Here is a 20,833-nt window from a genome sequence, read left to right as displayed (position 1 = left end):
ACAATCTGCAATTGCTTTCTGTTCAGAATCACGACATGTGTCATCCTGAAGCTGGTACCTTTGGGGAGCTATAAGGTTGCCAGAATATGTTTGGCTTCATGCATCTTCCACACATATGGATGGAACGCCCGAAACTGAGTGTTGCCTTTACCTCCAATTCAACTACCTCCGCTGTTCCTCCTAATTGAGTTGCACTTTTTCCAGAACCGCTGCTATCAGGAACAATTCTGACCTGATGAGCCCGTATACTGAGCAAACAGTCTCATTCTGAGTAGAAAGGAAGTGTCACATGTCAACGACAGCATCAGATCAGGATGCCCCATACTTGCGTCTCTTTGAGCAGGTCGCGCCGGAGTACCAGCATCGTCAGAAGTTCGTCAGGTCAGGGGAGGCCCTCGCAACCTCTGATGTTTATCTTAAGTGGTACGATATCTCTCGCCAAGAGACGCCCATTCCTCCTGAGTTGGTGGCTGAGGCACATTCGTTCCTCCTCTCCGAACTGGAAACGGGAAGCTTGCCACTAAAACAGGAGGTTGGCTTTGCGATCCATCACCAGTGTGCCTCGGTCCACATTCTTTATATCTGCACTTGGCGCAATGAAAACGAGGTGTGGGAAACTCTCTATCACAAACATCTCGCTGAAGGTGGTCCCTTTCAACAATTTGAGCGCAGCACAACAACGCCAACCTTTTGCGTCTGGGTCCTTGGCATTGTCAGCCATGAGCAACAAGCCTGGACACGCTACCTCACCTCTCAACGCGACAATGCTGCGAAACACGCCTATGTGCAGGACCAGTATACAGGTCCAGTGGAATAAGAAACTTGTGCATGAAAATGAAGCAATATTATATTTTCATGCACAACCCCAAAACGCGCACAGTATGCTAGTGAGATAGCCATTCACTTCAGAAGTGCCATTACAACTGCTTTACCTACTTGACCCGCTATATGCTACTAGACATTACTAACCTGACCCCACTGGGAGGCAATCCCCAACTGGTAAAACCTGCTTGGTTGCCTCCCTCGTTCCTTGCCACATCACCCTGCACTCCCTCTCCCTCTTACACCACACCTGGCTCCATGTCCGCTGGGCAATTTGCGGAAGAGAGCACAAAAGCAGCACGAGCAAGGCAGAAGAAGGTGAGCTGCTTGCTGGAAACGTTAACTACTTCTTGTTGTAGTGAACGAAAATGCTATGGGCGAAGGGCTCCAATAAAATAGAAATGGCTTTCAATATTTCATAAGGAATTCCATTAGTTAAAGAGTGCCAGGATAGAGCAACAGCCCATCGTGCACCTGAAGAAAAGGAGTCAATCTATGCAATTTCGCTGTTTTTTGGCTCTGAATATCATAGACCTGCCAGCCCTGGACGGTCAAGGCATCCGCGATCAGCGAACGATGACAGCGCCAGGGCACGGCCTCAGCGCACATAATGGCTGCTGTGCATTTCGTCGCATATTCTTGTAATTTTTGCAGGCCCGCCCGAAATGTCTCTGTTGCCATGTAGTCGGCGTAGCCCGAAAGGATGTATTGTGCCAGCCTTGATTAGGTGAATCTTTCGTGGGGCGCCGATGGCCTCCTAATACGCCCAGGTGGACGTAACCAATATGAGTTACCTTTAATGCCTCAGCAAGTGTCTCACTATTGAACTGAGGAGAGTGAGCAGAAGAAGGAGCGACCCGTATATCCACGACGAGGTTGATCGCATACGCGCTCAGCAATGCTAAAAACTGCTCAAATGTTCTTGTTGAATGGCCAATAGTATATAGTGTTCGCATAGTATATTTAGTATATCGCCACTATTAGTCCACACACCTGATATCTGGAAATGGTTGGAACGTGTGCTAAAGGGTCCAGGCTGGCATCGTCTACTGCAACGAATGCAGTCATTGCTGTCGAGCGGTGGCTTGATTCTCCTAAAGGCCCTCAGCAACAGGAGGGTCGCTTGAGCCCACAAAATATATCTGAATCTCTCCTTTTCTTCTCCATGAGCTGATAGGGATTCGGGAAAACCAACATCAATTTCCCGAAGACTTAGCTGACACACATATACATGTGTGTCAGCTAAGTCTTCGAAGCCCGACTCCCAGTATGCGTCTGGTCAAGAATCTCTCTCAACATAGAGCACGATGAGGATAAATGAGTGTGGCAAGGTTTTTTGCACATCGATGCATAGGTACATTGTGCTTCCCATTCATTAGACTAAAAGCCTATCGAATTGTGTCTCCTGCTACGAGTTATTCGGGTGACTATCTGCTCATCCATCAAGGCGACTTGCCTAAAAAATAGAGAACCTGCCAAGGTGAACAACGCCCCTACTCTGCCTCTCGTAGCAGTTTATGTAGCGAGACTCCATTTTTGACCGAAAGAAAGCTGAACTATGGAACGCTTTAAGATTGATTTCAGACAGAAACGCTGGTTATTTCTTCTCCTTGGAGTGCTTACTGTGGCGGCTATAGTGGTCGCGACCTTTTTTACGGGCCTGATCTCTTTGCCAACTGCGGCTACCGTGTCAGGCAGTACCGCTAGCTCCGTGCCAAAATCAAAGAGTACACCGCCTCCCCTTAACCCTGCTGGCACAAATAGTAGTCATTGTAGCTCTGTGGGCAAACTGGTTGATTCGTATCCTATCAAGTCAGGTAGCACAAAGATCGCGGAATTGGATCTCTATTATAATAGCTCAACTGGATATAACTGTGTCTATACTCGCTCAGTGGGTTCTGCTTATGGGAAGACAAAATTTATGCGGGTCTCTATTAGTGTTTGTTCCGAGACAAAACCCGGTAGTAAATGTCATGCACGTAGCGGTAGTCAATACTTTGCTGAAGATGCGGGCAATTTTAAATACTATGCAGGCCCTGTTGGGGTAAATGGGAGAGGGCACTGCATCTTGGCCTATGGCTATGTAAATCCAAGCCACTCTATCTTCTCTACTCCGAATGCGAGCCATTGCGGCTAGAGACCTGTTGCAAGGGGATGAAGGAGGGGTCCGTTTGAGTAAACCCTGGTACTTCTCACATGCAGTGCTCAAAGATGAGGCAATACCAGGGCAACAGGGGCGATCGTCAATGCAAATTGCAGGCCTCAACGCGCGCAGGAGCCCCAACAAGAGATTGTTAGAAGCCCATGCCTAGAAGGGGCTGGGGGAAGATGTTAAGATATGAAGAGACCTAACCAAGGAGGAGAGATGTCGCATTGAAAACACTCCCTAGATTGCTTGCTTATAATTGGGGAACGACCGCTGCCGAGAGAACGATGTCGTTTCCCTGTGATCACTATCTAACCACATACGATGCAGCCTATTTTCGTGCTGTGTCGGTGCAGGCACCGGCACCCATTGTCTTTCGTTGGCTTTGTCAATTGCGTGTCGCACCCTATAGTTACGACTGGATTGATAATGGGGGGCGGCGCAGTCCTCGCGTACTTATTCCCGGGCTAGAGCAGCTTCAGGTTGGGCAAAGTATGTGCTCCATTTTTAAACTGGTGGACTTTGAGCTTGGCCTGCATCTTACGCTGCTTCTCAAGGATGAGCGGGCCAAAGTTTTCTTTGGGGGAGTCGCCATCAGTTATGTGATTTTGCCTCAGGATGACGCGTCGTGTCGTCTTGTCGCCAAACTGCTCGTGCGTTATCCTATCGGACTTATCGGAGCAGTGATGCGCCCAACTTTATCGTGGGGAGATTTGGTCATGATGCGCAAGCAATTGTTGACACTCAAACACTTGGCCGAACGCCAGTCCAAGGCGGTTTCGAAGGAGAGCTAAAACAGCATAACGAATCATTCGTGTGCCTCGACACTGTGATGACATAAAGAGCCAAGCCGTGATGAGTAATATACAAAGCAGAGCTTCACTCTATTTTTCCCCCGCAAGGACATTTCCACCATTTCTCATCTTCTGAGCGTTGCAGGGTCCAGACGCATTCATAACAATACATCCTGTAGCAGCCCTTGCACACGTGCAAATTTGCAAATTGCCAGGTCCAATCACACTTTCCGTTGCAACCAAAACGGGTATGGTTCGTTCTTTTTACGAATTCGCGGAAGAATTCTTCGTTATCCATGGTCTTATCCCCGCTCTTTTTCCATTATTGTATCATGGATTCTTCAAAACTTCCCTGCAGTAGAGACGTTTGTGCCTACACCCACAAGCGCGTCAAGTAGAGAATCAGGTCAGTTGCTTTCCAAAAGAGCTGCGGGCTGGTTATGGGGAAGGACACAGGGAGATTGATGAGCGTGGTTAAGCATCTCTCAAGCTCTTGAATGATTAGAGATTCAATTGCGGCGTTCATGAGTGACATTCATTAAGCTTGAACCACCTCATTCTTTCGCCTGTCTTTAAAACTAGCTCGTCTTCCTAGCTCATCTTCCTGTGATGAGATTGCCACCATTCTCTACGACGCATACAATACCCTTAGTCGAATGCTCTTTTTATTAGCTTGTAAAGCATTGGAGCATTTCTATAAGGAGTTTTGAGAGTGGGGAAAAGATCGCACCATGTTGTACAACGCAAACAAAAACAAGGTAGAATTCCTAGAGGAAAACCCATTTCCCATGCTCGTCATTTGCGGGCCACACACAGGTTATTCAACCAAGTGGGAGCCATCTGCGAGTCTTTCCCGGAAGGTCTCATTGTGTGTGATCGCAACCAAAAAATTGTACAGATCAATGCTGCTGCCCGCAGACTCTTTGAAGTTGATTCCGAAGCCCAATGTCAAGGAAGAGACTACCAGCAATTTCTCACATCCTACCTCAGTGTTGATGAGCAATCACCATTCATATCCTCAGAGCAATGGCTAATGAACCTTGTTCTTGCTGGGAAACCAGCTCCTGGTTTCCCAGAACAGACACTTTTGTTGGTGCTCCCTTCTGGGCACAAGATCTCAGCCACTGTCCGTTCCTTTCCTATAGTTGATCAAGAGCACGGTATGCAAGAAATCGTCTTTGTCTTCCAAGAGCTTACTTATTATTCGCAGGCAGCCTCCCATCTTCAACGTGTCCACGAGTCGATGTTGGATCTGCTCAACGTGATCGCGCGGATTCCTGAGCAGATGGAAGCACACTTGCCAGAAGAGACCTTCCTCCTCTCGCCTCCTGTGATTTATGTGGCACAGCAGGTAGTGGATATTATCCTGTCTGTTCTGGATTGCCACCGGGTGAATATGCTCGCGTTCGGTCATCGAACGAGCCGTCTGTATTTTGTTGCAGGCAGTGGCAATACGACTGAACAAGAACAGTACTATAGAGACATTGGAGGGTACTTCCATGGATCTGAGATGCTTGACCGCGCGGCATGGGCACGCCTGGAGGCCAAACAGGAGATCGTGCTTGCGATGAATCAGGTGCATACTATTGAGCGTCTCGGGAAACAGCTACCTTTTCCGGCGTCTCTTTACCCTATGCTTCCTGGTTCCGAGACTATATTGCTTCTTCCACTGCATCTGGAGCAGCAATGGGTTGGTGTGCCGTATGTCATCAAAGCGAGTTCAGAAGGAGAGTATACACCAGAGGAGATCGCGCTCGTAAAAGTGGTTACTGCGCAGGCTATGTTGTTGATTGAGGGCATTTATTGTTTTTACACGCAGGGAGAGAAACAGCAGAAAACATTCGCCCAGCGTGAAATGAGACGCCTGGCGAGCGAATTTCTGACCCTGGCAACACATGAGCTGCGCACCCCACTAACGGGGATCATGGGCAATCTGCAACTAGCCCAGCGACGATTGGAGACCTTCAAAAAACAGCTTGCTTCTCCATTCGCTCAGATACAAGAACCTCTTACTCACGCTCAGCGCCCTTTAGAGGCTGCCTCTCAGTGTGCCCAACTTCAGCAGCGTATCATCAATGATTTGATCGATGATGCACGCATCCAGACCCATACACTCACGTTATCCTTGAAGCATGAGGATCTGGGTACCCTGCTCAGAGAAGTAGTAGATAGGCAGCAAAAAGCTGTGCTAGAGCATTCTATTATGTTGGATATTCCGACTTTGGAGCAATGCGTCCCCATCCTTGCTGATGCAGGGCGGATCAAGTATGTGCTCACTACCTATCTGACAAATGCGGACACCTATTCGCCACCAGGATTGCCTGTTACGGTACAGCTACGCATTACTAACGCGTTCGCCAATATCTCTGTCCATAATGAGGGGTCAGGCATTGCAAGAGAAGAGCTTGACCATCTCTGGGAGCGTTTTTTTCGCACCAAAGGTTGTGCCGTCCAGCATGAACTGGATCTGAGCTTCGGATTGTCCCTCTATTTGTGCCGAGTGTTTATTGAACGGCATGAGGGGAGTGTTGGGGTACAGAGTGCTCCTGGCGAGGGTGCCACGTTCTGGTTGACCTTGCCCATCACACCACCACCAGGAAAATAAGATATGTTCCCTTGCCTTTCACTGAGGGAAGGCCAAGAGCAAATGGCACGCATTCTCCACTTGCTCCTGACCGGGCGGTGCTTGCGAAAAACGCGTCTATCCTAGTCGGCGAGCAATCCACCAGATAGGTTCGCCACGGTTGCTGTCATCGCCCTTGCCTGATCGGAAGCTATGAATGTCGCCACATTCGCCAGGTCCGCAAGGGTCGGCAGCCGTTTGAGCAAGGTTGTCGCTTCCGCTGCAGCCTGTATTTGCTCTGGGGTCTGACCTGTGGCCCTGGCGCGAACGTTATACCCCTCGCGAATCACAGTCGTCTCTGGGATCGCGTTCGACCGTAAGCAGATAGCTCGGATGCCCTGAGGCCCCAGTTCTGCTGCTAACCCTCGGGTGAGCGCTTCGATACCTGCCCATGCGACGCCCACTCCTCCAGCTCCTGGTGTGGCTGCGCGGGCGGGCATCCCGGTGATGGTGATGATTATCCCTGACTTTTTTTCAACCATGCGTCGTGCAGCCACTCGTGTTGTCAAGAAATGGGATCTCATATAGGCAGTAATCGGGAGGGCGAAGTTCTCCAACGACAGATTTACTATGGGGATGCCGTAAATGCCAGGCTCTGCAACCCTGATGGCGTTGATGTAGATATCAATGCTTCCCGCTTCTCTAACTACGTTGTCGGCATGCTGTTCGACCGCTTGCTCATCGAGTGCATCCACTTGAGCCGTTTCGACCAGGAAGCCCTCTGCCACAATTGCCTGGGCGACAGCGTCGAGGGGCGCTTGTGTACGACCAGTCAGAAAGACTCTGGCACCTTCACGGGCAAAGGCTCGCGCAATAGTGCTCCCAACGGCTCCTCCCGCCCCGTAAATGACAGCATTTTTCTTTTCAAGCAGCATTGTAAATCTCCTTAATATGTGGTGATATGTTTCTCAAAAATGTCCGCAGTGCTTTCGGCTTCGCAGACCTTTCATCTATCTCGTCGCGTCCCTTTTCGGTTGGATAGACATTTAGTAAACTGTTGGAAAAAGCAAAACTGTTCGCTTTGCGTCGACATTTTTCGGACCATTTGCTACCTGCTCGCGAGCGGTCGTTGCGTGCTGGACCTGTAGCAGAGAGTCTGGCCGTATGATAGAATGCGTGTGAGATCATCAAGCAGCACCAGTGGAGCGGGTGCGACTTTTGAAAAGAAGGGTCTGGCAGAAAGCAACATGGCGCGCAAGGAGGAAGCGAATCGGGAAAAAACGGATCGGATGAATGAGGTTCTAATCCCCGATCAAGCTGAGTATAGCCGTGTGATCGAGCCCTATCGCCGTGAATTGCTGCTACACTGTTATCGTCTTCTGGGGTCACTCCATGATGCTGAGGATGCTGTACAGGATGCGCTGCTACGAGCCTGGCGGCATTTTGATACGTTCACGGAGAAAGGCCCAGGATCATTGCGCCGCTGGCTGTATACCATAGCCACCAACACAAGCCTGGATCTGCTTAAGAAAGGCGCGCCACGGACTCTGCCAACGGTGGCATCTGCTGCCTGGGACCCAATGAGACCGGTTGCACCCAGGAGTACGGAAGCGCTCTGGCTTGAGCCGTTCCCTGATAGTTGGCTGGCTGAGGCGACGGAGAACCCGGAAGCCCGCTATACCAGGCACGAGAGCGTTTCGCTGGCCTTCCTCATTGCGCTTCAGTTGCTCCCGCCTCGTGGGCGAGCTATCTTGATCCTCTCGGACGTGCTGGACTGGCGAGCCGGCGAGATCGCGCAGTGGCTTGAAATCTCGGTAGCGGCGGTGAACAGCGCTCTGCACCGCGCCAGGGTCATACTCGAAAAACACTATCAACGTGAGCAGCCGGAGATCGTGCCGTTTGGTGACACGAATGCCGCTCTTGACACCTTGCTCTCCCGCTATGTGCAAGCCTGGGAAACCGATGATGTGGATGGACTCGTGGCGTTGTTGAAAGAAGATGCGACGCTCTCTATGCCACCGGTTCCTTCGTGGTACCAGGGACGAAACGCGATTCGACGTGTGCTCTCTACGGTGTTATTTCCTCCCGATGTCCACAAGCAGTGGCGGCTCTCTCCGACGCGTGCGAATGGATACCCGGCCTTTGTGGTGTATCGGGCTGATGAAGCCACCCGCTCCTATCGAGCGTTTGCCATTCAAGTGCTCACACTAGCTGGTTCGCCGTTTCCCAAGCAGGTTGCCTCTTTGACGGCTTTTCTTGGTCCAGAACTGGTTACCTCCTTTGGATTCCCACTTCAGATTCCTCAATAACAACGCCATTTTACACTTGCCTCTCGTTTGTTCCTCTCTCAGAAATCACGGTTTTCTCCGTTTTCTAAGAAAGGAGCATAACAACAACAATGAAACAAATCTAGGCAATATAGTAACACATCCAGGCATACAATACATCAAACAAGCAGTAAAGCTTAAAATAAGTCAAAGAGAATGCCAAGAGTGAAATTCTTGCTTGAGCTGCCGTGAATAAGCTATAATATGTAGGAGTGATAATTTCCTTTCTGCTGCGCCGTCCTGGCCCGATTGGTCGTCTTGACAGGACGGCATTTCTTTTGAGAAGGAAGAGGGCGTTATGGAAAAAGAAGCGGCTTTGGCGATTTTGGAGGCGTTGGTGGATGGGCTTAATCCCTATACCAATGAGAGGTTGCCACAGGAGAGCCCTTTTGTCCATTCTTCCACAAAACGTGCGCTTCAAATGGCGGTTGTAGCGCTTGAGGCGACTGGCGTTCCTTCCCAGAAGGAGCTTGCAGAAGATCGTTGGGCGATTCCCTTGTTGTGTTATTCTTCGCCATTTTTTCCCTACCACACATTTTAGCGTCTATCATTCCATCACATTTTCCCTTTGAGTTAGGATCCTTCCATCAAAGGGTGAGACCCCTAATCCCATCACATTCTCATGATATTACCTTTTGATCCTCTGTGAAAAGGATGACATAAGTAATCAGTGCCCCACTAAAGGGTGGGTATGTGCCTGTTGTGTACGCGTACAGGCTCAGTGATGAGAAGATCTAATGGAGGAAGTAAGAGTTAAGAAGTAGAGAGGAACCCACAGAGCTAAAGGACCGATGTATGTGGTTGAGATTGGTATTGACAATGATTATTTAAATAATTTATAATCATTTTGCCTGAATGAGCGAGATCTGGATAAAGAGAAAAAAGGGAAAGTTCGGCCCGATCAAAGTGCCCACAAAATCCAATACATTGATTGAGTTTTTCACGCTTCTGGTCGTGGGGGCAAGAGTGCCTCCTAGAAATGATGATAGAGGAAGTCAATGAGCCGTCCACGTCTTGCATCTGAGCAAAAAAAGAAGAGTTTCTCGCTTGCTTTTTCTCCCAATCTCATTGCCGCGTTGGAAAAAGTGCGTGGAGCGAAAAGCCAGTCAGTCTTTGTCGAAGAATGGCTCCGCCAACAGCCTCAGATTGCCGCTGAGTTAGTTGCTATGAATGATCCTGGTTTTGTGCCGCCTATTGCGCATTATGAGCAACTAATGCAGTATCTTCTGAAGTTTTATTCGCCTGGCGATGGCGGACAGCCAAGTCTTGCACGCACTCTCTTCATCGCGCTCAAGGTTATTAAACGCAATTCGATCAGCCAGGATCAAGACATTGAGGGACAAATTGTCACTGCTATGGAGGCATTCTGGTTGCAGGAGCGTCGCAAGCAAGGAACCTCTCATGCTCGCGGCGAGAATATGGAAGCTGTAAAACCAGCTATCCAAGATTATGCTCGCTACTACTATCAAGAAATCTTTCAGAACATGGCCCAGGGAGATTATAAGCTTTTACAACACCGTTTTCGCAGCCTCTTACATGGCTGTGAGGCAGTCTATCAAGAGCGCTTAAAGCGCACATTTGAGCACTAAGATGAAGCCCAAAACGAGAGGCAATATGAAAGAATGCATCAATAAAAGATTCAAGGAAAGATGAATAATGAAGCATTCAAACACGAGGAAAAGAATATTTTCTCCCCCCTCTCCCTCATTTTCTCCAACTGACTTTTCTGTCTCTCAACAGAGCAATATGATTCATCGCACCACCAAAATCCTGTTTCTATGTGGCTTGATCGCTGGACCGCTATTTGTTATTACCAGGGTTAACTATAATCCGTGGCGGCATCCAGGGAGTTCACTCGCTTTGGATGACTCTGGGTGGATACAAGATCTCAGCTTTCTTGTTGGGGGTCTTTTGACACGCGCTTTTATCATCAGCCTATAGCGTTTGCTTCGTTCCTCCAAAGCCTTGAAGAGGCGATGCCAGCCTCACTCTAAGCTTGAAATGGTTATCCACAACATTCCCACACCCCCTTGGAAAAGTTCGTGGATAACTGGCTTGTCTCCTTTCCTCTAGGTCAGGTATGCTATTCCATAGACCACACATCTCAACGTTGTCCGCATCCAGGTCCCCTTTATTTCTTGCTTACTCTTATTGTGCTCAAAAAATCGAAGGAGGACTGTCATGCCCATCACCATCGAAGAGGAAACTCGCCTCGCTCCTCGAAGCCTGGTCATTCGTCGTCACCCCGTGAGCGAGACACAGACATCAGGGAAGGTACAGGTAGCACGTGCTTCTCAAATGACCAAGACCAGGCCACAGCTATCGTCAGCCATCGACGTTCCCCCCTGGCAACATCGAATCTCTTTCTCTTCGCACGCGAACGTGCGAAAGCAAAGCCGCTCCTGGTCGTTATTGATCGGAATAGGGATGCTCTGCGCGCTCCTTATCACCATAGGCACGCAATTCCTGATAGAGTGGGGAACAACGCTCAAAGATGATCTACAGTATGGTCGGCCTCGCACCACCCAGGTAGATCACTTTGTGGGGCATGAGCACAACCAGTCGATTCCAACCCACTTCACAGCGATTAATCTCAACGGGCAGGTGTATATCTTTGAGATGCCAGGAGGAGACGCTGAGCACACACATCTGCTCATTGGGCCACGTCTCATCGGTCCTGGATCTGATCTTGCCCCTATAACACTGACTTTTGCAGGAGATACGCATCATCCTAATCTGGTAGTAAGCGTCAATGGCCTGCAAGTTTTGTTTCGCAACACAGGAAATTTCTATGAACCGATGACATGAGCGAGAGGTTTGGGAAAGCAATCGTCATAATGGCCGATGTACTCTCGTATTATCAATCCTTCGAGAGCATGGCATCGTCAATGGGATTATCCCATTGGATACTTGTAAAGTTAGCTTCCGGTTGCACCATGAGATCCTTAACGATCAACCAGGGGATCCCACGCAGGTTGGCTCCCTGAAAGTTTGCACCATTCACCTGTACTTGTTCCAGATTGGCTCCCTGCAAGAGCGTCTGAACAAGCGTCGCCTTGTTGAGTTTCGCCTCGCGTAGGTCCGCTCGACTCAGATTAGTCCCGTTCAGGTTAGCCTGAGTCAGGTTTATTCCGATGAGATGAGCTCCGCAAAGGTGAGCAGCACTCAGATCAGCTCATTCCAACTTGGCCCCACAAAGGTTCGCTCTGTCCAGGTTGGCGTTGCTCAACCTGGCCCTCTTCAGGTCTGCACAATTGAGGTTAGCACCACTGAGATCGACCTCGATCAACTTAGTACATCTTAGGAGAGCCATACAGAACTTTGCCCGTTTCAGGTTGGCGTGGTTGAGGGAAGCATCTTCGAGGTCAGCCTGAGTCAGGTTGGCGTCACAGAGGGTGGCGTTGCTGAGATCGGCCCATCTCAGACTGGCTTTGTCCAGTTTGGCTCTGTTCAATCTGGCATTGTTCAGGCAAGCACCAGCCAGGTTCGCCTGAGTCAGAACGGCTTTGTGCAACCTGGCCCCATTCAATCGAGCATCGTGCATACGGGCTCCGTAGAGGAGAGTCCTATGCAATTTGGCCTCGCTGAGATCGGCATCACTGAGATCGGCCAGGCCCAGGCAGGTCTCATACAAATTCGCCTGATTCAACCTGGCCTTGCTCAAATTGGCCCCGGTGAGATCGGCTTTGTTCAGGTTTATGCCACGGAGGTCGGCCCCACTCAGGTTTACCTCTCTGAGATCAGGCCGCACATCTGGAGCGTTCCATCGCCATTGGTTCCACACTGCTGTTCCCTGGTTCAATTGAGCCAGATGCTCCTGGTTTGCCATTGGTGCTTCTTCTCCTTGTTTCCTTCTCTGCAGAGAGTATACTGCTACATTTGCCGCAAGACAAGTGAGAAGAGATACAACTCCTGCACGGGCGTAGTCGAATGAGATACAACTTGAGAGGCTTTTCATAGAAGGAAACGATGACAATGGCAAATGCTAGCCATGAGCAATAATTCTTGCCACATCCCAGCTCACGATTTTTTAACAGATCTCACCGGTTTCAAAAGGTGTAGATTTGATGAATAGTTTGTTTCTTGAATGTGTAGCCTCACTTTTGGGGAGCAATACACGAATAAAGAAAGGTACAGATGATCATGGCTATTGAAGTGGTCATTTTTCAGATCCGTCCGACAGTGGCTCGTGCCGACTTTCTGCAGGCGGTTGAGGAAACGACAACCTTGCTCAAAACACAGGAGGGGTTTCTCAGCCGAACTGTGAGCCAGGCCGAGAGCGGGGAATGGCTCGATATCCTTTACTGGGAATCGATTGATGCTGCAAAAGCTGCTATTACTGTGTTTCAGACAGATCAGGCAGGAAAGCGCTTTTCAGACTATCTGGATGGGGAACATTTCCAAGTTTTTTACACAGACGTGGTTTCGGAGAGCACCGAGCGAGCATGATTTCAACGAATTCTAACCCGGAGCCATGTTGGTGAACAGAGACGCATGACTCCGCTCTAGGCTCTGGAACTGATGGGTGCAACGGGACAAGAGTATCGTTGAAGCTTTCCTGGTGCCATGTTGTCGTATCAGCCCAGAAGAGCCAGTGCCTGTCTGAGGGGGGCTGGGCTGAGGATGAGGAGGTCTTCACCCAGGAAGCCTCCCTTAGCGACGGACAAGGCGAGAGGGAAGACTGCTTTGTTGGAATGCCCTCATATATAATGGCGACGGCTTTTGAAGGGAAAACCCATTAGCCCCTTGCCTCCGAAGCGGTCCTCGTGTCGAGCACGCTCCTATGACTTTACCGCGCTAGGCTGGTCGCATGTTCTCTTTCTTATCTGTGCGTTGGTTTCATGAACCTGTGAACTCCCTAGTTTTTTCGTGTTATACCAATGAGAATGTGAAGGACCTCCTCGCGCAAAATCTAAAGCACCTACTTCTTTGTGTTGCTCTGCTTTGTAAGCCAGTCTCGAATAAATTGCTCGTGCTCTTGGTAGTGTCCATTTGGTTCGCTAAGCCATGTTATGATCGTATAACCTTCTAACCATTTGTAGGGCGTCTTCAATTCCTCTTCGCCCAGCTTTTCGAGATACTCTATGACCTGCTGATGCGTTACCTGAAATTCGGACAGCACCTCTGCGAGCGAACGGTCCTTGTTTTGTAGATATATCTGCTGGTTGGTTTTGTCTCTCACTTCTTCAGTACTCTCAAGTCCTGAATCAATCCAGTTTGTCCCCTGGTCGATAGATTTCAACATTTCAAGCAGGTTCAGGCGCTCCCAGAACGTAAGATGGGCGATGTGGTCCTTGACTGACCAATCGCCACTAACCCCTGGCATTTGTAATTGCTGCTCACTCAAGCCTGCGATCAGCGCGTCGAAATTAGCATAGAGTGCACGTCTCATTTCCAAAAGTTCTGCTTTGCTTTTCTGATCCGTCATAGTTTTGCTCCTTCCATAATCTTCCAACTTTGCCTTTAAGTATAACAGCGAATACGGGTATTCTATGTCCTGTTTTGCGACCGTATCCCTCCTATGTATGAACAATAGGGACTCCTGCGTCAGTCCGTTGATCCGCCTGGAGAAGATTATTTTGTCGCGATCAACATAGCCTCCCATACCTGAGAACGTACCTGTAAGGAGAGAGAGCACCTGTTCGCCCAAGTGATTTTCTCCTGGTTTGTTGGAAATGTCATTTAGAGCAGCGAATAACAATGGTTCATGCCTGATTCTCGTAACAAGCAATGGTCTTTACTGTTCGCTTCGCTGCAAAAATGCGATGGTCCTCTTGATTTGTTGGGGAGCACTTGTCTCTTCTTTATGCTTTGTGTATAATCATCCATATATCCGTTGGGGAGCAAAAAAGGAGACATTGCCCTGTCATGCCAAAAAGCGCACAGTACAGCCTTGATTGGTCGCCAGAACAGGAAAGCTATCTTTTAACTGAGGCAAAGACAGGTATCTCACTTCTATTGGATGAAGCTGGTGAAGCCTGGCTGGTGTGGCTGGAAGAACATCGCTCATTCGCTTTTCACGGACGGAGTGGTCAACTTAATCTGCTTAAGGAGCTGCGCCGCAATGGTGAGGGTTATTGGTATGCCTACCAGCGTCAGGCCAGCGGAATGGTCAAGCGCTACCTTGGACGTAGTCATCAGGTTCGTGTTGAACGTTTGGAGGAGATTGCTATCCAACTGGCTGAGTCTGCTCAACCAGTTCTAACTTCCCCAGATCCACTGCGAAACTCAACGAAATCTGTCGCTTCTCAGACCTCCCAAACGCGTAAGCGCAAACAGGATTTACCTTCCTCAACCAGTGTCGTTCCCGTATTGATGGAGAGCAAGCCTGTTTTTGAGCAGACCACACCCATGCCAGCTCATTATTTTGACCCGCTGCTTGTGCCTAAGCTTGAGTTTCCTCGATCCAATTCAACGCTCCTGCCCCGTCCGCATCTCTGGGAATTTCTCGATAAGTGCCAGGAATATAAACTTACCTTACTGAGTGGTCCTGCTGGTTATGGCAAAACAACACTAGTCGGGCAATGGATCACTGCCAGAAAAGAGCAGACCGGTTTTCATGATGTGGCCTATCTGACCCTTGACGAAGATGATAACGACCCCATTCGCTTCTGGCGTTATGTCATTGCTGCCTGTCAGGCTTTCCGTGAACACTTTGGGCGGGAGGCTCTGGAACTTCTGTATGCCCATCGTTTGCCACCCTTTAAGCCGCTAGAAACTATGCTGGTGACATTGCTTAATGAATTAAGCCACCTGGACAGGCCGGCTCTCCTGGTGCTTGATGATGTTCAGGTTATTGACTCACCCCAGGTAATTGCCAGTCTGACCTTTTTTCTGGAGCACCTGCCCTCTTCTTTTCATTTGATGCTACTCACACGTGGGGAGCCTCCTTTTTCCCTGGTACGCTTTTATGCCCGTAATGAGGTGCTGGATCTCTATCCCCCTGCTCTCCGTTTTACTTTGGATGAGACGCGGGCCTTTTTTGCTCAGGAATTGTCCTTCCCTCTTTCTCAAAAGGTTCTGCGCCAGATCGATGAGCGCCTGGACGGCTGGCTTGCTGGCTTGCGTTTGCTCACCCGAGAAATAGATGAGTTTTCTAGTGAAGAGGATATGAAACCTGTGCTTGCTCGTTTTACTGGCAGCCACTGGAGTGTGCGTGAGTATTTTCTCAGCGAGGTTGTGCATACATTACCTGCGGATCAGCGCATGTTTCTTTTTCAAACCTGTCATCTCCCACGTTTGCAGGCCTCGCTTTGCCAGGCTATTACCGGGAGAGAGGATTGTGATCGCATGCTAACTGCCCTGCATGCCGGGGACCGTTTTCTGATTCGGATGGACCGAGAGGGAAAATGGGCTCGTTACCATACCCTCTTTGCCCGTTCTATGCAAGAGGAGGCTCGCAAACATCTGGGTGATGAACAGATACGCCAGCTTACCTATCGTGCCAGTATCTGGTATGAGGAGCACGATTTTCTCGATGATGCCATCGACACCACTTTGGATGCTGAAGTTTTCTCGCGCGCGGCTAGCTTAATAGAACGCTTTATTCTGGCCAGGGAACAGAGCAATGTGTTGCAGATTCCAGAACTCTATAGCATGCAGCGCTGGTTAGGACGTCTCCCTCAGGAGGAACTGGAGAGCCTGCCAATTTTGTGTTTACACTACGCTATGGTACGTCTTTTTTGGCTGCTGGAGAGTCCGCGTATTCCTGACGGTGATCCCTACATTCAACACCTATTACAGATCGCTGAGGAGCACTGGCGAGATACCAATAATACTACGCGTCTTGCTTCTGTTTTTGCTTTTCGTGCCCTGCTGGCTCGCCAGGAGGGGAAACTGCTCCAGGCTATTACCTGGGCCAGGCAATCGCTGGTCTGGCTCCCTCCAGAGGAGCGCGTCTGGAGGAATATTGGTTTGACTGTGGTTGGTCATGGGGAACTGCTTGAAGGCAATCTGGATCAGGCGCGTAGCCTGTTTCATGAGGCCCTGGCTTTGAGTAATCAGCTAGGGAACGTGACCTATGCTCGTGCTACCAGGGGGATGCTTGCCGGAGTCAATATGGAGTATGGAGAGATGAACCATGCGTTTGAACAATTAAGTCAGCTCCAGGCCGAGGCCCGAGAGCAGGAAGATTATGATGATATTGCTCATTCACAGTTAGGTCTGGCCAAGATTGCCTATCAACGCAATAAACTGGATGAGGCAGAATACTATGCTCAAGAGGTTATGGACTTTGGGGAGCAACTGAATCAGGATGAATTTCTGGCCTATGCCTCGATTTATCTGGCTTTGATTGAGCAAGCCCGTGGTCAAGCACCCCAGGCGCGTCAGCGACTTACTTCCTGGCTGGCTAGGAATCCTACTCCTGTCTCTCATCTCATGTTGCAACTTTCGCGTGAAATTCAGACGACCCTGGCGTCTCTACAACTGATGAGTGGCTTACATACGCCGGTTGAGCACTGGTTCGCCTCTCTTTCAAAGGGCGCGTCGAAGTTACCCCTGCTTCAACAGAGATGTGAGCAATTGTTGTCTGCCCGTTGGCTGTTGACCCAGGGGGATCTGGTCCAAGCTACCCAGATGCTTGAGGAGCTTGAATGCTGGGCCGTTCAGACAAAACATTTTGCCTTGAGCCATGAAGTCCGGGTGTTACTTGTTCTGGCCTGTGCTCGCCAGTCCAGAATAGAACAGGCTCGTGTCTACCTGTGTGACCTGCTGGCGGCAAGCCTCAATGAGGGATATGTACGCCTGTTTCTAGATGCAGGTGAGGAATTAACTCTGGTCATTCGTGACTTATTACCCTCACTGCGGGAGAAGAATCTGGCAGCACGTGCTCGCTATCTGTTGGAAGCTGCGGGCCTCTCATCCAATCACCCCGCCAGGAGCCTTCTCAACGACCCCCTCAGTTCACAGGAGCGCAAAGTTTTGCGTTTGTTGGCTGCGGGATGTACGAATGCAGAGATTGCTCGTGAACTTGTGGTCTCGGTGAATACTGTACGTACCCAGCTGCAAAGTATTTATCGTAAACTCAATGTTAGCAATCGCGTCGAGGCCAGTACCATAGCTAATCAGTTAGAACTCCTTTAGGGGAGTGGGATGGTACCTCAAAATCATCCGCTTAATCATGCACATGGACGATGCTGGCTCGCCCGTCTGGTCTGTATGCTAGGGACATATTCAATTCTTAACACAGAAGACCAGATTGGAGTTGTATGCATGAGTGCATCTTTATCAGATCAGCCTGGCAGTAACAAGAAGCCAGGCAACAAGGCGATGATTTTTCTTATAACTTTAGCCTTTTTGAATACGATGGGCGTGGGAATTGCTAACCCTGTTGTCCCTTTTATGACTCAGCAACATTTGAGTAATCCCAATGACCTGGCGTTGACTGTGGCCTGGATGACTTCGATTTATGGCATCTGTCAGTTGCTGGCCTCACCTGGCCTGGGTCTGTTGAGTGACCGCTTTGGCCGTCGCCCGGTCCTATTCGTCTGCCTCATCGGTTCTGCTCTTGGCTATCTGCTCTTTGGCCTGGGAGGGGCGCTCTGGCTGCTCTTTGCTGGTCGTATTATTGATGGCCTGACAGGTGGAAATTTCAGCGTGCTATTCGCCTATATTGCGGATATCACCAAGCCGCAGGAGCGTGGTAAGTACTTTGGCATCATTGGAGGGGTTTCGGGACTGGGCTTTATTATTGGCCCTAGCGTAGGTGGCTTACTGGCTGGTATGAACTATAGCGCTCCCTTTATTGCTGCTGCTGTGGTCTGTACACTTTCGCTGCTCTGGGGCATGTTCTTCCTCCCTGAGAGCTTGCCCAGAAGCCAGCGTGTGACCTCAATCAATGTCAGCGATCTAAATCCCTTGAAACAGCTTGGCTCGTTGTTCCGTGTGGCTCATTTGCGTTGGCTTCTCCTGGCCTTTTTCTTCTACTTTCTGCCTTTCTCACATCTGATTGCCAACCTGACTATCCTTTTAAAGGATGGTTTGGGCTGGAATGCCACCGAAGCGGGCCTGGCGTCATCACTTATAGGTGTGATTGATATCCTGGTACAGGGAGTGCTGGTAGGCCTGCTCTTGACGATCTTTGGGAATGTGAAGTTGGGTAACTGGTCGCTGGTCCTGGTGGGTATCAGCTATATTCTCCTTGGTATCATGGCCTGGACGAACTCACCTATCCTGTTGATTGTCGGCGGGGTTCTTTTTGCTGGAGCAGGCGGTCTTGTCGAGAACTCTCTGCGAGGTTTGACTTCAAGCATGGCCAGCGCCAGCCAGCAAGGATTGATAAACGGTGCCAGCGAGTCTATGCAATCGCTGGCTATGATTGTGGGTCCTTTGCTTGGTGGCTGGCTGTATAGTGTGGCTGGTCATGCTGTGCCCTACCTGGGCGGAACGGTGATTATTGCCCTGGCTATAGTCTCGGTCCTCCTGGCTGTAGCGGCTCGCCCTGCCTCCACTGCTCCTGCCGAGGTTGAAGCGGCGGAAGTTGAGGTCGGAGCGTAAATTTGTTGTTGTTGTCTGACCAGGCTGGATCACACTTCTGTGGTCTGGCCGTTCTGAATTGTCTACGACTCTGTGAGCATTCTGTAAATTCAGAAAAACTCATGCTTTGAGACACCTCAAGGCTTAAAAAGTGATCACAGTTCCGACATTTGACCAAAGGACACCTGTGCCCCCCTGATTGCATCTGCATGGGTAATGAATAGCTCTGACTAACTGCTTTAGCGTCTCCATCAGTTTTCAGGCAGCCATTGAGGAACACTGGCAGAAACTAGAAGAGTTGCGCCAGTATTCCTCAATGGCTGTACGGCCCGTTGCAATAATACGTATACGTGTACGAGACATCTTGTCAAGAAAGACTTTTTCGATGGAGAGGAAGCGGGTTCCCTCTAGTTTGGCGAGATGCCCGACAGGTTACCCAGAATTAAACTCTCGTTGATTACCTCATCCCCTATTTTCTTTTCGAGTTATCTTGTCTGCATGTGATCTAGCTGCGCTGGTCTCATTAGGCTCCATACCTGACTGGCGTCCTGCTTCAAAGCTCGAGTTCCACTCCTCGAAGTTCCGCGCGATTAGTGTCGCAGCGTCATCTGGAGAGAGGCGTTTTGCCTCAAAGTCAACGATAGCATTCCAGAAGCTGGTACGACCAACAGCAAAACCAATAAAACCTGGTACGCTTGCGGCTGTCTGGAGCCAATGAAGAACCCGTTTCTGGTTTGCTCCACGCCCTAGTACAATGAAACCAACATTGTGGTCGCCATTGTGATGTGCCACTTCGACGATATGCTCGCAATCAGTGCGTTTGTCCAACCCTTCAATTTTCCAAACATCTGGCTTGACCCCAGCCTGCTGTAACTCTTCAATTGCCTCTCCCATAAGGCGAGGTCGAAGCTGGGAGTCATAGGCATCTTTATTCTGATCGACGAGTTCAAGTTGGTGAACCTCTGCCGGGACAAGGAGCTCAAATAGGAACAGTCGTTGCGTTTGGTGCAGGTAGTCGGAGAGACGTTTCAGGCGCTGGATTTGCCGCTGGTTTAAGGTACGATCCCCCTCAGGATTATAGCGAACCAACACCTTAGCAAAAGTTGGTTGCATAGCCTCGATATGCTGCGCGAAGTCGTCTCCATAAGCAAAATCAAACTCCTTCTGTCCGCTTTTTTCCACGGAGACTGCGGTGATGGTGCCCTGTTGCCTGGCATCACGGAGGATGCCAACCCCGTATTGTTCATCAACGAGGATACCTGCCTCCTCTTTAGGGATTCGAGCTTTCTTAAAACCCTCGTAGATGATTTGCTTACTCTCTGCTACCTTCAGTACTTGCTCAACATTCAGCGGTTCCTTCCAGTCAAACAAACCACTGATATACGAGGCTCGATGATCAAATGGCAAAATGGCGAGCTTTTTGGTGTATCCTGTAACCATTGTCATATGCTCCCTTCTTCATACCAGTGCAATTCTACAGAGGCAAGGTTGTGTTCGGTGGATAGCTCTCTGAGTGCCGAAACGTTTCCTGTGTTGAAAAAGTTTCTCTACGTTGTTCAAGAATATGGACTTCCGCGTTTCTCATTGAAGCAGACAGAAGAGAAGATAGGGCTCTCAATCATGCTGCAAAGTGTGCATGCAAAAGGAGTTTATCGGGTATTATGGCGTGTGCTCTCGGAGGGAACTTGTAGGCAAGAACCATTTC

17 protein-coding genes and 1 pseudogene are annotated in these 20,833 nt (G+C 49.7%); 12 read left to right on the top strand and 6 right to left on the bottom strand.

All coding sequences use genetic code 11. The features are described 5' to 3' along the window. Positions 1-289 precede the first annotated feature (289 nt). On the top strand, positions 290-817 hold the full coding sequence (locus tag K3T82_RS20065; RefSeq protein ID WP_220195330.1) for a hypothetical protein: 528 nt from the start codon (positions 290-292) through the stop codon (positions 815-817). Positions 818-1,257: 440 nt separating this feature from the next. On the opposite strand, the pseudogene K3T82_RS49695 reads toward K3T82_RS20065, so the two are convergent. After that, a pseudogene (locus K3T82_RS49695) lies at positions 1,258-1,778 on the bottom strand (DUF488 domain-containing protein). Between the two features lie 602 nt (positions 1,779-2,380). Here K3T82_RS49695 and K3T82_RS20050 point away from each other — a divergent pair. The 4 genes from K3T82_RS20050 to K3T82_RS20035 all read left to right on the top strand — a co-directional run bounded on the left by K3T82_RS20050 (position 2,381) and on the right by K3T82_RS20035 (position 6,367). Further along, entirely contained in the window at positions 2,381-2,959 is a 579-nt protein-coding gene (locus K3T82_RS20050) for a hypothetical protein (protein ID WP_220195328.1), read from the top strand. A gap of 34 nt (positions 2,960-2,993) precedes the next feature. Beyond that, positions 2,994-3,134, top strand: coding sequence for a hypothetical protein (locus K3T82_RS20045; protein WP_220195327.1), 141 nt, complete (start codon positions 2,994-2,996; stop codon positions 3,132-3,134). Positions 3,135-3,195: 61 nt separating this feature from the next. Next, the gene (locus tag K3T82_RS20040) at positions 3,196-3,762 is read left to right on the top strand and encodes a hypothetical protein (RefSeq protein WP_220195326.1); all 567 of its coding nucleotides are present in this window, start codon (positions 3,196-3,198) and stop codon (positions 3,760-3,762) included. 712 nt (positions 3,763-4,474) lie between these two features. Then, the gene (locus K3T82_RS20035; protein WP_220195325.1) at positions 4,475-6,367 is read left to right on the top strand and encodes an ATP-binding protein; all 1,893 of its coding nucleotides are present in this window, start codon (positions 4,475-4,477) and stop codon (positions 6,365-6,367) included. A gap of 101 nt (positions 6,368-6,468) precedes the next feature. Here K3T82_RS20035 and K3T82_RS20030 read toward each other — a convergent pair whose 3' ends face one another. After that, complete coding sequence (locus K3T82_RS20030; RefSeq protein ID WP_220195324.1) at positions 6,469-7,260, bottom strand: SDR family NAD(P)-dependent oxidoreductase; 792 nt, start codon at positions 7,258-7,260, stop codon at positions 6,469-6,471. 243 nt (positions 7,261-7,503) lie between these two features. Between K3T82_RS20030 and K3T82_RS20025 the strand changes: the two genes are divergently transcribed. The 4 genes from K3T82_RS20025 to K3T82_RS20010 all read left to right on the top strand — a co-directional run bounded on the left by K3T82_RS20025 (position 7,504) and on the right by K3T82_RS20010 (position 11,460). Then, entirely contained in the window at positions 7,504-8,634 is a 1,131-nt protein-coding gene (locus K3T82_RS20025; RefSeq protein WP_236031415.1) for an RNA polymerase subunit sigma-70, read from the top strand. A 316-nt stretch (positions 8,635-8,950) separates the two neighbouring features. Then, positions 8,951-9,193, top strand: coding sequence for a hypothetical protein (locus K3T82_RS20020; protein ID WP_220195323.1), 243 nt, complete (start codon positions 8,951-8,953; stop codon positions 9,191-9,193). Between the two features lie 457 nt (positions 9,194-9,650). Beyond that, complete coding sequence (locus K3T82_RS20015) at positions 9,651-10,241, top strand: hypothetical protein (protein WP_220195322.1); 591 nt, start codon at positions 9,651-9,653, stop codon at positions 10,239-10,241. A gap of 592 nt (positions 10,242-10,833) precedes the next feature. Further along, entirely contained in the window at positions 10,834-11,460 is a 627-nt protein-coding gene (locus K3T82_RS20010) for a hypothetical protein (protein ID WP_220195321.1), read from the top strand. A gap of 52 nt (positions 11,461-11,512) precedes the next feature. Here the strand turns inward: K3T82_RS20010 and K3T82_RS49155 are convergent, their stop codons facing one another. Both K3T82_RS49155 and K3T82_RS20000 read right to left on the bottom strand, forming a co-directional pair. Then, positions 11,513-11,821: a pentapeptide repeat-containing protein gene (locus K3T82_RS49155; protein ID WP_220196491.1), complete on the bottom strand. Its 309-nt coding sequence runs from the start codon at positions 11,819-11,821 to the stop codon at positions 11,513-11,515. 6 nt (positions 11,822-11,827) lie between these two features. Further along, positions 11,828-12,481, bottom strand: a complete 654-nt coding sequence (locus tag K3T82_RS20000; RefSeq protein ID WP_220195320.1) for a pentapeptide repeat-containing protein — start codon at positions 12,479-12,481, stop codon at positions 11,828-11,830. Positions 12,482-12,795: 314 nt separating this feature from the next. On the opposite strand from K3T82_RS20000, the gene K3T82_RS19995 reads away from it, so the two are divergent. Beyond that, entirely contained in the window at positions 12,796-13,101 is a 306-nt protein-coding gene (locus K3T82_RS19995; protein WP_220195319.1) for an antibiotic biosynthesis monooxygenase family protein, read from the top strand. Between the two features lie 472 nt (positions 13,102-13,573). On the opposite strand, the gene K3T82_RS19990 is transcribed toward K3T82_RS19995, so the two are convergent. Beyond that, a complete protein-coding gene (locus K3T82_RS19990) occupies positions 13,574-14,302 on the bottom strand; it encodes a ClbS/DfsB family four-helix bundle protein (protein WP_220195318.1) in 729 nt (242 codons plus the stop codon). A 218-nt stretch (positions 14,303-14,520) separates the two neighbouring features. Here K3T82_RS19990 and K3T82_RS19985 point away from each other — a divergent pair, with 218 nt between their 5' ends. Both K3T82_RS19985 and K3T82_RS19980 read left to right on the top strand, forming a co-directional pair. Continuing rightward, entirely contained in the window at positions 14,521-17,736 is a 3,216-nt protein-coding gene (locus tag K3T82_RS19985; protein ID WP_220195317.1) for a winged helix-turn-helix domain-containing protein, read from the top strand. 129 nt (positions 17,737-17,865) lie between these two features. After that, positions 17,866-19,149, top strand: a complete 1,284-nt coding sequence (locus K3T82_RS19980; RefSeq protein WP_220195316.1) for an MFS transporter — start codon at positions 17,866-17,868, stop codon at positions 19,147-19,149. Positions 19,150-19,590: 441 nt separating this feature from the next. Here the strand turns inward: K3T82_RS19980 and K3T82_RS19975 are convergent, their stop codons facing one another. Then, on the bottom strand, positions 19,591-20,574 hold the full coding sequence (locus K3T82_RS19975) for a 2-deoxy-5-keto-D-gluconate 6-phosphate aldolase domain-containing protein (RefSeq protein ID WP_236031409.1): 984 nt from the start codon (positions 20,572-20,574) through the stop codon (positions 19,591-19,593). Between the last annotated feature and the right edge of the window lie 259 nt (positions 20,575-20,833).

It is taken from the genome of Ktedonospora formicarum, assembly GCF_016587355.1.
GTDB lineage: Bacteria > Chloroflexota > Ktedonobacteria > Ktedonobacterales > Ktedonobacteraceae > Ktedonobacter > Ktedonobacter formicarum.
The sequence above is the reverse complement of the archived record's forward strand: the minus strand, read 5'-3'. Positions and strand labels throughout refer to the sequence as shown.